General features: G+C 67.1%; 14 protein-coding genes. 4 read left to right on the top strand and 10 right to left on the bottom strand.

Annotation, left to right across the window (positions count from 1 at the left end):
- Positions 1–280: 280 nt before the first annotated feature.
- Positions 281–2,308 (top strand): sodium-translocating pyrophosphatase, encoded by a 2,028-nt coding sequence (locus tag QZ853_RS09790; protein ID WP_295572454.1) that lies wholly within the window; start codon positions 281–283, stop codon positions 2,306–2,308.
- 27 nt (positions 2,309–2,335) lie between these two features.
- Here QZ853_RS09790 and QZ853_RS09785 read toward each other — a convergent pair whose 3' ends face one another.
- From QZ853_RS09785 to QZ853_RS09765, 5 genes are read right to left on the bottom strand one after another with little or no spacing between them, the layout of a single operon-like run.
- Positions 2,336–3,055 (bottom strand): energy transducer TonB, encoded by a 720-nt coding sequence (locus tag QZ853_RS09785; RefSeq protein WP_295572452.1) that lies wholly within the window; start codon positions 3,053–3,055, stop codon positions 2,336–2,338.
- Complete coding sequence (exbD, locus tag QZ853_RS09780; protein WP_295572449.1) at positions 3,052–3,477, bottom strand: TonB system transport protein ExbD; 426 nt, start codon at positions 3,475–3,477, stop codon at positions 3,052–3,054. The genes QZ853_RS09785 and exbD overlap by 4 nt, the downstream gene beginning before the upstream one ends.
- Before the next feature lie 9 nt (positions 3,478–3,486).
- Positions 3,487–4,215 (bottom strand): tonB-system energizer ExbB, encoded by a 729-nt coding sequence (exbB, locus tag QZ853_RS09775; RefSeq protein ID WP_295572447.1) that lies wholly within the window; start codon positions 4,213–4,215, stop codon positions 3,487–3,489.
- Complete coding sequence (locus QZ853_RS09770) at positions 4,202–4,669, bottom strand: YbaN family protein (protein ID WP_312707359.1); 468 nt, start codon at positions 4,667–4,669, stop codon at positions 4,202–4,204. Before QZ853_RS09770 ends, exbB begins: the two co-directional genes overlap by 14 nt.
- A 31-nt stretch (positions 4,670–4,700) precedes the next feature.
- A complete protein-coding gene (locus QZ853_RS09765; RefSeq protein ID WP_295572443.1) occupies positions 4,701–5,288 on the bottom strand; it encodes a biliverdin-producing heme oxygenase in 588 nt (195 codons plus the stop codon).
- A 106-nt stretch (positions 5,289–5,394) separates the two neighbouring features.
- On the opposite strand from QZ853_RS09765, the gene QZ853_RS09760 reads away from it, so the two are divergent.
- Together QZ853_RS09760 and QZ853_RS09755 are read left to right on the top strand one after the other, a co-directional pair.
- A complete protein-coding gene (locus tag QZ853_RS09760; protein ID WP_010483993.1) occupies positions 5,395–5,652 on the top strand; it encodes a DUF2789 domain-containing protein in 258 nt (85 codons plus the stop codon).
- 162 nt (positions 5,653–5,814) lie between these two features.
- Positions 5,815–6,207: a hypothetical protein gene (locus QZ853_RS09755; protein WP_295572441.1), complete on the top strand. Its 393-nt coding sequence runs from the start codon at positions 5,815–5,817 to the stop codon at positions 6,205–6,207.
- A 147-nt stretch (positions 6,208–6,354) separates the two neighbouring features.
- Here QZ853_RS09755 and QZ853_RS09750 read toward each other — a convergent pair whose 3' ends face one another.
- The 5 genes from QZ853_RS09750 to QZ853_RS09730 form a co-directional block, all read right to left on the bottom strand.
- Positions 6,355–9,273: a TonB-dependent receptor gene (locus tag QZ853_RS09750; protein ID WP_295572439.1), complete on the bottom strand. Its 2,919-nt coding sequence runs from the start codon at positions 9,271–9,273 to the stop codon at positions 6,355–6,357.
- A gap of 246 nt (positions 9,274–9,519) precedes the next feature.
- Positions 9,520–10,452: a FecR domain-containing protein gene (locus QZ853_RS09745; RefSeq protein ID WP_295572437.1), complete on the bottom strand. Its 933-nt coding sequence runs from the start codon at positions 10,450–10,452 to the stop codon at positions 9,520–9,522.
- Positions 10,453–10,556: 104 nt separating this feature from the next.
- Positions 10,557–11,057, bottom strand: a complete 501-nt coding sequence (locus QZ853_RS09740) for an RNA polymerase sigma factor (RefSeq protein WP_295572435.1) — start codon at positions 11,055–11,057, stop codon at positions 10,557–10,559.
- 86 nt (positions 11,058–11,143) lie between these two features.
- Entirely contained in the window at positions 11,144–11,626 is a 483-nt protein-coding gene (locus tag QZ853_RS09735; RefSeq protein WP_295572433.1) for a hypothetical protein, read from the bottom strand.
- Positions 11,626–12,117, bottom strand: coding sequence for a hypothetical protein (locus QZ853_RS09730; protein ID WP_295572431.1), 492 nt, complete (start codon positions 12,115–12,117; stop codon positions 11,626–11,628). Before QZ853_RS09730 ends, QZ853_RS09735 begins: the two co-directional genes overlap by 1 nt.
- Before the next feature lie 185 nt (positions 12,118–12,302).
- On the opposite strand from QZ853_RS09730, the gene ppa reads away from it, so the two are divergent.
- Entirely contained in the window at positions 12,303–12,839 is a 537-nt protein-coding gene (gene ppa / locus QZ853_RS09725; protein ID WP_295572428.1) for an inorganic diphosphatase, read from the top strand.
- Positions 12,840–12,964 lie beyond the last annotated feature (125 nt).

The following is a 12,964-nucleotide window of genomic DNA, read 5'->3' as shown; positions in this document are numbered from 1 at the left end:
GGGGAATCTCCTTCAGGACTGTGCGCAGGCTTGCAGAGCATGGCTTAACGGGGTGAAAAGACGCGTGGGTCACACCTGGCGCCCAAAAGGCAGTCGAGCACGGCTCGACTCTGCAGTGCGCCGAACGCATACTGCAGGCACCAGGGAATGCTGAACACCGCCATACGTCGGACGACCGCCAAGGTCGGTACGGGTTGGTTCCAGGCTGCAGCCCGTCGTCCCCCTCGTGGTGCGTTCATCGCCACTGGATGCTTGTCCATCCATTTAGCGGAGGGGTCTAATGCTGGAACGTCACGGGCTGTCATTGGCGCTGGGCTGCGCCATCCTCGCGATCCTGTTCGGAATCGTCTCGGCGCGCTGGATCCTGCGCCAACCCACCGGCAATGAACGCATGGTCGCGATCGCCACCGCGATCCAGGAAGGTGCGCGTGCCTATCTCAACCGCCAGTACCTGACCATCGGCGTGGCCGGCGTGGTGCTGTTCGTGCTGGTCGGGGTGTTCCTCAGCTGGTACACCGCGATTGGTTTCGCGCTCGGTGCGGTGCTGTCCGGCGCCGCCGGCTACATCGGCATGAACGTGTCGGTACGCGCCAACGTACGCACCGCCGAGGCCGCGCGCAACGGCATCAGCGCGGCAATGGACGTAGCGTTCCGCGGCGGTGCGATCACCGGCATGCTGGTGGTCGGGCTGGGCCTGCTGGGCGTAGCCGGCTACTACGCGCTGCTGCTGCGCATGGGCCTGCCGATGGAACAGGCACTGCATGCGCTGGTCGGCCTGGCCTTCGGTTCGTCGCTGATCTCGATCTTCGCGCGGTTGGGCGGTGGCATCTTCACCAAGGGCGCCGACGTCGGCGCCGATCTGGTCGGCAAGGTCGAAGCCGGCATTCCCGAGGATGACCCGCGCAACCCGGCGGTGATCGCCGACAACGTCGGTGACAATGTGGGCGACTGCGCCGGCATGGCCGCCGACCTGTTCGAAACCTATGCGGTCACTGTCATCGCCACCATGCTGCTGGGCAGCCTGATGCTGGCCGAAGCCGGTGCCAATGCGGTGCTGTATCCGCTGGTACTGGGCGGGGTGTCGATCATCGCCTCGATCATCGGCGCACTGTTCGTCAAGGTGAAGCCGGGCGGTTCGATCATGGGCGCGCTGTACAAGGGCGTGATCGTCTCCGGCGTGCTGGCCGCCGTTGCCTTCTACCCGATCACCACCGGGCTGATGGGCGACAACGTGCACGGGCCGATGGCGCTGTACGGCTGCGCGCTGATCGGCCTGGTGCTGACCGGCCTGATCGTGTGGATCACCGAGTACTACACCGGCACCCAGTACAAGCCGGTGCAGCACGTGGCGCAGGCCTCGACCACCGGCCACGGCACCAACATCATCGCCGGCCTCGGCATCTCGATGAAGTCCACCGCGCTGCCGGTGGTGGCGGTGTGTGCGGCGATCTGGGGGGCGTTCGCGCTGGGTGGGCTGTACGGCATCGCCATCGCCGCCACCGCGATGCTGTCGATGGCCGGCATGATCGTCGCCCTCGATGCGTATGGGCCGATCACCGACAACGCCGGTGGCATCGCCGAGATGGCCGAGCTGCCCTCGGAAATCCGCGACATCACCGATCCGCTTGATGCGGTGGGCAACACCACCAAGGCGGTGACCAAGGGCTATGCCATCGGTTCGGCTGCGTTGGCCGCGCTGGTGCTGTTCGCCGATTACACCCACAACCTGCAGGCGGCCAATCCCGGCCAGGAGTTCCGCTTCGATCTCAGCGACCACACGGTGATCATCGGCCTGCTGATCGGCGGCCTGATCCCCTACCTGTTCGGTGCGATGGCGATGGAAGCGGTCGGCCGCGCCGCCGGTGCGGTGGTGGAGGAAGTACGGCGCCAGTTCCGCGAGATTCCCGGCATCATGCAGGGCACCGGCAAGCCGCAGTACGACAAGGCCGTGGACATGCTGACCCGCTCGGCGATCCGCGAAATGATCGTGCCCTCGCTGCTGCCGGTGGCGGTGCCGGTGGTGGTCGGCCTGCTGCTCGGGCCGCGCGCGCTGGGCGGCCTGCTGATCGGCACGATCGTGACCGGCCTGTTCGTGGCCATCTCGATGACCACCGGCGGCGGCGCGTGGGACAACGCCAAGAAGTACATCGAGGACGGCCACTTCGGTGGCAAGGGCAGCGAGGCGCACAAGGCCGCAGTGACTGGCGATACCGTCGGTGATCCGTACAAGGACACGGCAGGCCCGGCGATCAATCCGCTCATCAAGATCATCAACATCGTCGCACTGCTGCTGGTGCCGCTGCTGTAGATCCGCGCCATGCGTAACCCTGCGAGGTCAGCGCCCGCGCAGGAAAAACGACACCGGCACCATCACTTCCACCGGGTCGCCGGCCACTTCGGCCGGCGGCGCCGGCACCGGGCTGGCGCGCTGCACAGTATCCAGCGCCTCCTGGTCGAGCAGTTCGAAACCGCCGCTGCGGCCCAGCTTCAATCCGGATACCGCACCATCGCGGGACACGGCAAAGCGCACGTAGACCACGCCCTGCTGGCGCAGCCGCTCGGCCTGGCGCGGATAGCGCCGATGCTTCTGCAGATGGCCGAGCAGGCGCCCTTCCCAGATTGTCTCGGCGCGACTGCGTTCGCCGGCCGTGGTCTGCGGCGCGGTATAGCGGGCAGCCTCGTCGGCCGCCACCTGCGGCGGTGCGCTGGTCTGCGCGACGTTCGCCTCTGCGGTATCCGGCGAAGGCGTCGGCTCCGGTGCACGCGGCGGTGGCAGGTCACCTTGCGGCTGCACCGGCGCCTTCGGTTGCTCGCGCAGGGCCGGCTTCGGCACCTGCCGCTGCTGTTGCTGCTGTAGCGGCCCGATGGCGACTTCGCGCGGCGGTACCGGCGGTGCCTGCGCCATCGGTGCCAGCTCCAGCATCAACGCCGCAGGCGGTGCCGTTGCAGCCTTCACCGGTGCGCGGGCCGCCCACCAGCAGGCCGCGCCAATCAACAGCGCATGCACCAGCAGCACGATCGCCAGGCTGGTCGCCCAGCGCCGCAGTCCGCTCATCGCGCGTCCTGCTCCAGGCCAACCAGCGCCACCTTCAGGTAGCCTGCGCCACGCAGCACATCCAGCGTCGCCATCAATTCGCCGTAAGGCACGCGGGTGTCGGCGCGCAGGAAGACGCGCTGTGCACTGTCGCCCTGCGTGGCTGAGTGCAGGGCAGCCGCCAGCCCTTCGCGTGCCACCGCCTGCTCGCCAACGCGCAGCGACAGATCGGCCTGCACGGTGATGTACACCGGCGCCTGTTCCGGCGGCGTGGCACTGGCACTGCTCGCCGGCAGCTGCACCGGTACCGACACAGTGGCCAGCGGTGCCGCCACCATGAAGATGATCAACAGCACCAGCATTACGTCGATGAAGGGTGTGACGTTGATCTCGTGGGCTTCTTCCGGCGTGTCGTCGCGGTCGGAGGCGGTCCTGATCGCCATCGCCGCGCCTCAGTGCACCGCGCGCAGCGGCGTTGCTGCGGTACACGGAACGGAACGATCAAGATCGCGCGAAACCAGCTGCTGCACGGCCGCCGACAGATCGCCAAGCAGGCCACGCAGCCCGGCCAGCACGCGGCTGAAGTGGTTATAGACCAGGACCGCGGGAATCGCAGCGACCAGGCCGAGCGCGGTTGCCAGCAAGGCCTCGGCAATGCCCGGCGCCACCACGGCGAGGTTGGTGGTGTTGCTGTGCGCAATGCCGATGAAGCTGTTCATGATGCCCCAGACCGTTCCGAACAGGCCCACGAACGGCGCCACCGCACCGATGCTGGCGAGCACGCCGATACCACGCCGCTGCACGCGTGCCGTTTCCAGCTCGATGCGATCCAACCGCGACGCCACGCGTTCCTTGATGCCGTCGCGGCTGTCCAGCTCCTGCGACAGGCGCAGTTCGGTGCGTGCGGCGTCCAGCATCGCCAGTGCGGTGCCCTGCTGCAGGCTTGCCGCTTCGCTCTGTGCCGGCAACTGTGCGGACTGCAGCAACAGCGCGCGCGCCGCGCGCAGCTGCCGCGCCTGCCGGGCCAGCTCCCAGCCCTTGGCCAACAGCACGGTCCAGGTCGCGAGCGACGCCAGTGCCAGCGCGATCATCACCGTCTTCACCACCACGTCGGCAGCCAGGTACATGCCCCACGGGGTCAGTGCAGGGGCGGCCACGGGGGCCAGGTCAGCAGGCAGCATCGTCACGGGTTCCATCGCTAGCGGGGGCTGCGCCACGGCGGCGGGCCGCGCGCGGATCGTTGGCATCGTCCGCTTCAACCATCGGTGTGGGTTCAATGCGTGGTGCTGGTCGACTGAGCACATAGCCGGCGCTGACCGCAAAGAACAGGCCCACGCCCAGCAGCAGGCGCCACGACGGGTGCGCGCCCCAGCAGAACAGGGCAAAGCCCACCGCCATGCCGGCGCTGGCGAACGCCTTGCCCTTGCGCGACACCGCGCCCTGCTCACGCCACAGCCGCAGCGACGGGCCGTAGCGTGGGTGCGCCAGCAGGCGCTGCTCGAACTTCGGCGAGCTGCGCGCGAAGCAGCCCACCGCAAGGATCAGGAAAATGGTGGTCGGCATTACCGGCAGCAACGCGCCGATCACGCCGAGGCCGACCATCACCCAGCCCAGCGCGAACCAGAGCCAGCGCATCAGCGCTGCACCGGCGGGTGGCGGGCGTTCATCAGGCGAATTCCACTTCAACGTGGCCATGCACGCTGCGGAACGCGGCGTCGGCGGCGTCGATTACCTGCTGTTCCTGCTCGGCGCTCAGCGGCACCGCGTCCAGCGCGGCGGTGAACTCACGCCAATGGCGGGCAGCGCCATCCGGGTGCGCAGCCAGGTGGCGGGCGCCGAAGTCGCGATCCAGGCCCAGCCTGGCCGCCATCTTGTACAGGAGGGTGCCGCCGAGGTTGGAGCCCTCGGCCACGTACAGCCAGCCCAGCGCTGCCGGCAGTGCCAGGTCGGCCGGCAGCGCGTCAATGTCCGCACCGGGCAGGGTCTGCTCCAGGTCCTGAAGGTCGCGTGACACCTGCTTGAGGCGACGGCGCTCGTGCAGGTCCGGCAGCAGCGCGTCAAGTGCAGGGTTGGCGTACAGCGCATCGATGCTGCGGTGGAAACGGTACTGCACGCGCAGGAAGCGGGCGAAGTTGCTGCGGTCGGCGAAGATGTCGCCGGCCATGATGCGCTTGTCCAGCGCGCCGTGGCTGTCGCGGGTGGCGGCCTTGAGCCGCAGGCTGCGGCTGTCTTCAGGGGCGATATGTGCGTTCATGGGAAGGTCGGGAGGGTCGTCCTGCTGTAGACGTTCGCCGCGGGGCTTTCCCCAAGCCCGTGTGTGCCGATAATGGGGCACTCCCTACTTCCACCAGGAACCGATGATGATCACCACCGAACCGCGCATGACCAACCTGTTCCTGCAGCTGGGCCTGGATGCCAGTGCTGAGGGCATCGCCCGCTTCATCCGCGAGCACCAGCTGGCCACCGATGTGGAAGTGGTCGAGGCACCGTACTGGAACGATGCCCAGCGCCAGTTCCTGTCCGAATCGCTGCAGGCCGATGCGGCGTGGAGCACCGTTGTGGATGAGCTGAACGAGTCGCTGCACGAAGATGCAGTGAAGGCCGCGACCGGGCTGTAAGCGTTCGCCGGGCCCTGCCCGGCGCTACCCGTTGTCCGGTAGATCCACGCCACGCGTGGATGAACTCCCTTGCCGAGAAAATTCTAAACCCCAGTCGCAATCAGCCCTCGATGAAGCGCGTCATTTCCATCACGATGAGCGGAATAGCAAGGCTGATCCGCCATGGCGAACGTAGCGAACATCAACTACATCCATTACCTCTACTACCCGCTGTTGTCCATGCCGGACGATGAACTGGCGGCGTTCGAGATGAACGATGCGCAGGACAGAGCCTGGCTGTTCGGTGAGATGGTCAAAGTCCTGGAGACATTCGGTCCCGCTGCCCGTGCCCAGGTCCGCAGCACTCTGGGCTTCCTTGCAGGGACGAACAGCGCTGAAGATCACTGGCGAAACCTGATTCCACACGAACTTCCGCTTGGTGAAGTCGGGAACAGGGCTGGCTACTTGAGCGAACTGTTTCTCAGCCTTTTCCACCGCCTCCCGGTTGAGGAAGACTGGGCGGATGTCGAGCTCTCACTGGACCTTCCAGCCAACGGATTGAGAACCAATATATAGAGCGGTTGTTCCGGGCAAGCGGAGTCTTCCGCACGTCAAAGGCGGTGCGGACCAAGGTCCGCACCCACCGAGGGCGGTTGGGGCTCGCTGGGGTCAGAGCCCTTTCCGCTGGAAAGGGATCCGACCCCACCGCTCATCCGCGACCGATCAGTACTTCCAGGTCAACGCCAGGCGCGCGGTGCGGCCCGGGGCCGGCATCACGCCCAGTGCGAGCGGATCCAGGTAGTAGCGGTCGGTCAGGTTGTCCACGCCCGCTTCCACCGACCACTGGTCGTTGAAGTTCCAGCTGGCAAACAGATCCACCAGCGTGTTCGGCCGGTACAGCTGCTGGATCGCCGACAGACCAACGTTCCATTCCTTGTCCAGCTTGCTGATCGGGCCGGCGTTGTGGATCACTCGGGTACCGAAGGTCAGGCGTTCGTCGAACAGGCGCGAGCCCAGGGTCAGGTTGACCATGTAGCGCGGCGGGTTCTGCGTGTTGGTGTACGAACCCTCGAAGCCGCCATCCACGCAGTCCGGCGTGCCGGCCAGCTCCGCGTTCCTGCGCTGCACGCCGTACGCGCGGCGCTCGGCGGCGATGTCCGGCGCGCAGGTCTTGGCCTTGAAGTAGTAGTGCGCGGACAGATCGGCGAACACCTTGCCGCTGTCATAGCTGGACTGGAACTCCATGCCCGACACCTTGAACTGGTCGACATTGCGGATCAGGCCCGCCGACAGCGTGCGGTAGTCGCGGGTGATCAGATCGTCGATGCGGGTATCGAAATACGCCAGCTTCAGCGCCAGGCGGTCGCCGGCAGTGAACAGGTCGTAGCGGAGGGTGCTGGCGCCGATTTCCCAGCTGCGCGCGCGCTCCGGCTTCAGCTCGCCAACCGGCTTGGCGGCAGTGAACAGGCCCAGCGTGGTCTCGAACAGGCTCGGCAGCTTGGTGCCCTCGGCGTACTTCACGTAGACCATGGTGTCTTCGCTGAATCGGTAGGCGACGCTGGCAGTCGGCGAGAACGCGTTGTCGCGACGGCGGATCGGCTGCGACCAGGTCCAGCTGACCGGCACTTCCAGATCCTGCGGCGCGCCGGCGTCATAGAAATTCCAACCGGCGATGTCGCCCACGGTGCCCTTTTTGTATGGCGAGGCCAGCAGCGATTCCCGGGTGAAATCGCCGTTGGCATCCGGGTACCAGTTCAGCAGCGCGATGCGCTTGGCCCGCCACGACGGCAGCGCCGGGTTGCCATTGAGCAGTTCGGTGTAACGGTACTGGCCCTGTACCTCATAGGCGTCGGGCGTGGCCAGGCGGTTGCGGTCATGCACATCCACGCGGTTCCAGCGGCCGCCGGCCAGCAGTTCCCAATGCTCGTCGGGCTGCCACTTCAATGACGCCACCGCGCTGTACTCCTTGCGCTGGGCGTTGCGCAGGAAGCGGTTGTTGACCAGATCGTCGTGCATGACCGGACCGGAACTGCCCGGTGCGATGTCCTCGTCGCTGTAGGAAAGGCCGTAGTCCAGCGCGAACGCGCCGGCCCGGGTGTCGAACTTCGATGTGTTGCTGGCATCCAGGCCCAGGCGCTTCTGCCGCAGCGGATTGCGGTAGGCATCCTTGTAGCCGGGGTCGCCACTGAAACTGGGAGCGTCGTACCACTCGGTGCGGCGATCGAAGTACCACGGGGTGATGCCGGTCAGGCTGTTGTACATCACGCTGTCGGTATCGGTGTATGTGGCGTTGACACGCAGGTCGACCCGCTCGCTGTCCGGATTGAAGCGGTAGCGCAGGGTGTAGCTGTCCATGTCGACATGGCCCGGGTCCCACTGCGGAATGCGATCGCGGTCGACGCGGATGATCTGCGAGGCCATGATCTCGCCGGCGGTGCCTTCGTAGCGGCGGTAGCCCGCTTCCAGCGTCTGCGCATCGTCGATGCGCCAGGTGCCCTTGAGCAGCGCCGACTTCGAACGCGACGAGGTGTTGAACACTTCGGTACGCGGCGGATTCAGCGGTGCCAGCGTGCGACGGGTCTGCGGGAAGTCGTCGTAACCGTGCTTGCCGGAGAAATAGTTGCCGTTGTCGCGGTAAGCATAGGCGGCGACCAGATCGAAGTGGTCCCAGTGACCGGCTGCGGCCACGTTGAAGAACTGGCTGCCGGTGGCGCTGCGGTCGGAACGCGGCGCGGCGCTGTAGGACGGCAGGTTGTTGGCGCTGGCGTTGGCCAGGCCGCCACGCACGCGTACGCCGACGCCGCGGCCTTCGCGCAGCACGTCGCCGATCTTCAGCGTCTCCATCTCGACCACGCCACCGATGCCACCGGAGGCGTTGGCCTGCAGGCTCGGGCCCTTGGTGATGGTCAGGCTGGAGATCAGGTCTGGATCGAGGTAGGTGCGCTGCGACTGGCCGGCATAGCCGCGGTAGGTATCCATGCTGGACTGGCCACCGTCGATGATCACCGGCACGCGGCCCTGGCCCTGGATACCACGGATGTTGACGTCGAACCCATTGCCCACGCGCGGGTCACCGGCGGTGACACCGGCCACGCCCTTGACGATGTCGCCGTTGGAAGTGCCGCGGAAGCGTTCCAGGTGCGTGCGGCTGAGCGTGGTCGTGGAACCGACGCTGCGGTAGCTGTCGAGCAGGCGTGCTTCGTCGCTGCCGGTGCCGGGATCGATGCGGTCGCCGGCGACGCTCAGCGTACCGGTCACGATCACCCCGCTGTCGGCCTGCACCGGCGTCGCCGCTTCCAGCCTGACCGCGTCTGCGCTGACCCGGCGCACTGCCATGCCGCTTCCCTGCAGCAGCTGCTGCAGCGCCGCGCTGGCCGACAGGCTGCCACTGACCGCACGTGAGGTCACGCCTGCGGCCAGGGTGGCCGGATACACGACCTGCACGCCGGACTGACGCATGTAGCTGCGCAGGGCCCCAGCCAGGGGCTGCGCAGGAATCTCAAAGCGCTGCACGGCAGCGTGCTCGCCGGTAGCGCTCTGCGCCCATACGGACGGCGCGGCGCCGGCGAGGCCGGCCGCCAGCAGGGCGATGCACAGGCGGGACGGGCGCACCACGCGGCCCGGACGGGAAGAATCGAACATGGGGGAACCTGTCAGGTAATCGGTGCCGCGGGCGCGGCGTCATCCGCAGCACAGGCGGACACGGCGGACGTACGTGGCGGCGGCGGGTACGTTCGCGGGGTAAGACGGGTGGACCGGCCAGAGCCCCAAGAGGAATTTTCGATCGGATGAGTGCTGGCGGGTGCCGACCGATACTCGGCAGGTTGCAGCGGTGAGTGCCGATCGTTGTTCGGCGCAAGGCGATGATCATCCACGCATGGCGTGAATCTACTGGACGATGGCGACGCCGAACGGCAGGCGGGTCACCCGCAAACCTGCGGTCGCGGCCAGCGCGTCCAGCGCCTGCTCCGGTCGATCGATGCGCAGCGCCGCACTCACCGCCGGCAACCGTGACAGGTCACCGCGCACGAAAGTCGGGCCTGCACGGTAGCGTCCCACCCGTTGTACCGCATCGGCGACGCTGGCCTGCTCCAGCAGCAGCTCGCCCTGCCGCCAGACCCCTACGCTGTCGGCCGCCACATCGCCCTGGCGCGTCACGCCGCTGTGCTCGCTGTAAGACGCGCGCTGTCCCACCTGCAGATAGGTCCAGCCGCCATCGGCCGGGCTCGCCACACGCACCCGGCCCTGCCCGACCTGGGTTTCCACGCGTTCGTCGCCGCGTGCCACGCTGAAGGCGGTCGAGATGTCCTCGACCACGCCATTGCCGGCATGCACGCTGAAACGCCGTTGCGGATCAGGGCTGACCTCGAACCAGACACGGCCGCGCAGCAGCACCACGTCGCGGGCCGTCGCATCGAAACGCACGGCAATCGCGCTGTCGACATCCAGCACGGCACGGCTGCCATCGGGCAAGCGGACGTTCTGCACGACGTGCGTGCTGCGGTGATCGGATTGAAGGCGCAACCAGGCCTCCGGCCACGCCGCCAGCATCGCCAGTGCAGCCGCAGCAGCCATTGCCCAGCGCAAGCGCTGCGGCCGGCGTCGCACGCTCGGACCAACCTGCGGACGCGGACCGACACTGCGCCACAGCGCGCGTTCGTGTTCGAACGCATGGCGATGGCCCGGCTGCGCCAGCCACAGCTCGAACGCCTGCATGCGCGCATCGGTCAGGTCACCCGAGGCCAGCCACGCAATCCACTCCCGGGCCTGTTCGGCCAGGACATCATCAGTGGCGGCGGGCAGCGTGTTCGGCGGGCTCATCGGCTGGCGGACAGGCGCATTCAAGCGCGGGCGGGAGAACTAGACCGCATCCGCGGTCCAGTGATCAAGACGTTTCAGCGAGGCCCAGTCCCAAGCCGGTGCGATCATCGACCGCTGCGTGCCCAGGCCAGGCGTTGCAGCGCGGTGCGCACATGGTTCTCGACCGTGGTCACCGACACGCCGAGGCGGCGCGCGATCTCGGCCTGGGTCAGTCCCTGCAGACGGTTGAGCCGGAAGATCGTACGGGTGGGTTCGGGCAGATGGCCGGCCGCGTCCAGCACGCGCTGCAGCTCGTCCTGCGCCATCGCCTGCTCCTCGGTCGAGATCACTTCGTCCGGCCCCCACAGGTAGTGGTCCGCCAGCAGCCGATTGCGCCGGGACGATTCGCGGCCGTGGTCGGTGGCCAGGTTGGTGGCCAGCCGGTAGAGATAGGCGCGGGGGTTGTCGATCGCCTGGCTGTCGTCGACCCCGCGGGCCTTAAACCAGATCGCCTGGATCACGTCTTCGGCGCCGTTGTCACCGCCGAGGATGCGCTGCACGCGGCGCAGCAATGCCGGCCGCTCGCGGATCAGCAGTTCGGTAAGGGTGGCGGCATTGGAGGACATGCGCGGAGCCGGCGACGAACGGGGAGGCGCCGCGCATGCTACTCCGTTAATGCGAATCCGTCACGTTTGCATTGACCCCGCAAGCGCTACAGGCAATCGACCAGCGCGTCGTATGTGTTCTGCCCGGTGCCCGGCAACGGTGCATGCAGGGCGTCGTCCGCGGAACCCGTCTCCCACACCTCCAGCAACTGGCTCAGCGGGGTTCCGGGCGGCACCGGCAGCACGCAGGCATAGCTGCCCAGATCAACGTCGATCCGGCCGGTGTTGCGCACCCGGGTATCGCTGCCGGCGAAGGTCCAGACGCAGCTTCCGACCACGCCGGTATCACGCTGCACCGAACAGCGCAGGCGCATCGCCCACAGGTTGTAATACTGTCCCTCGCAGAAGGTGTCTCCGCAGATATTGTCGAAGCCGCGCACCAGGCGGCGTTCGGCGGCCAGGAAGCGCTCATGGCCCATGGCGGAGGTGGGGTAATCACGCGCGTCCACGAACGCCGGACCCGCCTGCGCGGCACCGGCGCTCAGAAGCAGCAGTACGACCCGCAGGGTTGACTCAAGGACGATCCGCATCAGCCGGCCCTCCCCTGCGACCGCAGGCAGTCGGGCAGCAGGTCAAACAGCCCGTGGTCCAGGCCGGGCAGCGGTGACGTCAAGCCGCCGGGGGCCTCCAGCGCGGCATGGAACGCCTCGACGGGCACGCCGGGCTGCAATGCCAGCTGGCAGGTCCAGCGCCCGTTGTCGACCTGTACCTGCCCGCTGTCGGCGTGCACGGAAAGCTCGCTGGCGGCGATCACCCAGACGCAGCGCTGCACGGTGCCCCGGCGGGCCAGCACGGCGCAGCGGAATTCCATTACCCGGTAGTTGCTGTACTCGCCCTCGCACAAGGTATCGGCGCAGATCGCGCTGAACTCGCGGGCCAGGGCCGCTTCCAGATCGTAGGCCCGGTTCCAGTTGGCCTCCGGCTGCGGGTAGTCGATCAGATCCACATGGGGCCCGCGTGCCAGGCCGGGCAACGGGACAAGCAGTGCGATGGCGGCACAGCACAAGGTCTTCCAGCGCATGACAGGACTCCTTGGGGATGAGTAGTCAGCCTGCGCCGCGCCCCACGCCGTACCCATCGGGAAAGCCCCTGCCGACGGGTGGTCCAGCACCGTGACCGGCGGTGGGTACACTGCCGCTGCACGTCGCCCGGCAAAGGCATAAAATGGGGGGCTATCCGTCTATATCCCCCACCTGGAGCACGACCATGGGTCTGGAACTCGTCTCGCCCGGCAAGAACCCGCCGGAAGAAATCAACGTCATCATCGAGATCCCGAAGGATTCGGAGCCGGTGAAGTACGAAGTGGACAAGGAGACCGGTGCGATCTTCGTCGACCGCATCCTGTCCACCCCGATGCGCTACCCCTGCAACTACGGCTACGTGCCGAGCACCCTGTGCGGCGACGGCGACCCGGCCGACGTGCTGGTGGTGCTGCCGCTGCCGCTGGTGCCGGGCTCGGTCGTGCGCTGCCGTCCGGTCGGCGTGCTGAAGATGAGCGATGAGGCAGGCAGCGACGAAAAGATCCTGGCCGTGCCGGTCTCGAAGATCTTCAGCGGCTATGCCCACGTTGAAGACATCGAGCAGGTCTCGAGCCACTGGCTGGAGCGCATCGGCCACTTCTTCGAGCATTACAAGGACCTGGAGAAGGGCAAGTGGGTGAAGCTGGACGGTTGGGGCGGCGCGGCTGAGGCCAAGCAGATCCTGATCGAGGCGCACCAGCGCCACCTCGACAGCAAGGCCTGAGCCTGAACGGCATCGCTCCGACATAGGCCGTCGGAGCGATGCGGGTCACGTTTCATGACGACGGCACATCACTCTTGCCGTCGTATTAGGTAAATTGCGTCACTTCACACGTCATCGACATCCAT

The sequence above is a fragment of the uncultured Stenotrophomonas sp. genome, from assembly GCF_913778665.1.
Classification (GTDB): domain Bacteria; phylum Pseudomonadota; class Gammaproteobacteria; order Xanthomonadales; family Xanthomonadaceae; genus Stenotrophomonas.
Note: the sequence above shows the minus strand (reverse complement) of the source record. Positions and strands in the feature narration are given on the sequence as shown.

Coding starts and splice junctions, on each gene's coding strand:
- QZ853_RS09790 (WP_295572454.1), top strand. CDS start 281: ATGCTGGAACGTCACGGGCTGTCATTGGCGCTGGGCTGCGCCATCCTC.
- QZ853_RS09785 (WP_295572452.1), bottom strand. CDS start 3,055: ATGAGCGGACTGCGGCGCTGGGCGACCAGCCTGGCGATCGTGCTGCTG.
- exbD (WP_295572449.1), bottom strand. CDS start 3,477: ATGGCGATCAGGACCGCCTCCGACCGCGACGACACGCCGGAAGAAGCC.
- exbB (WP_295572447.1), bottom strand. CDS start 4,215: ATGCTGCCTGCTGACCTGGCCCCCGTGGCCGCCCCTGCACTGACCCCG.
- QZ853_RS09770 (WP_312707359.1), bottom strand. CDS start 4,669: ATGCGCTGGCTCTGGTTCGCGCTGGGCTGGGTGATGGTCGGCCTCGGC.
- QZ853_RS09765 (WP_295572443.1), bottom strand. CDS start 5,288: ATGAACGCACATATCGCCCCTGAAGACAGCCGCAGCCTGCGGCTCAAG.
- QZ853_RS09760 (WP_010483993.1), top strand. CDS start 5,395: ATGATCACCACCGAACCGCGCATGACCAACCTGTTCCTGCAGCTGGGC.
- QZ853_RS09755 (WP_295572441.1), top strand. CDS start 5,815: ATGGCGAACGTAGCGAACATCAACTACATCCATTACCTCTACTACCCG.
- QZ853_RS09750 (WP_295572439.1), bottom strand. CDS start 9,273: ATGTTCGATTCTTCCCGTCCGGGCCGCGTGGTGCGCCCGTCCCGCCTG.
- QZ853_RS09745 (WP_295572437.1), bottom strand. CDS start 10,452: ATGAGCCCGCCGAACACGCTGCCCGCCGCCACTGATGATGTCCTGGCC.
- QZ853_RS09740 (WP_295572435.1), bottom strand. CDS start 11,057: ATGTCCTCCAATGCCGCCACCCTTACCGAACTGCTGATCCGCGAGCGG.
- QZ853_RS09735 (WP_295572433.1), bottom strand. CDS start 11,626: ATGCGGATCGTCCTTGAGTCAACCCTGCGGGTCGTACTGCTGCTTCTG.
- QZ853_RS09730 (WP_295572431.1), bottom strand. CDS start 12,117: ATGCGCTGGAAGACCTTGTGCTGTGCCGCCATCGCACTGCTTGTCCCG.
- ppa (WP_295572428.1), top strand. CDS start 12,303: ATGGGTCTGGAACTCGTCTCGCCCGGCAAGAACCCGCCGGAAGAAATC.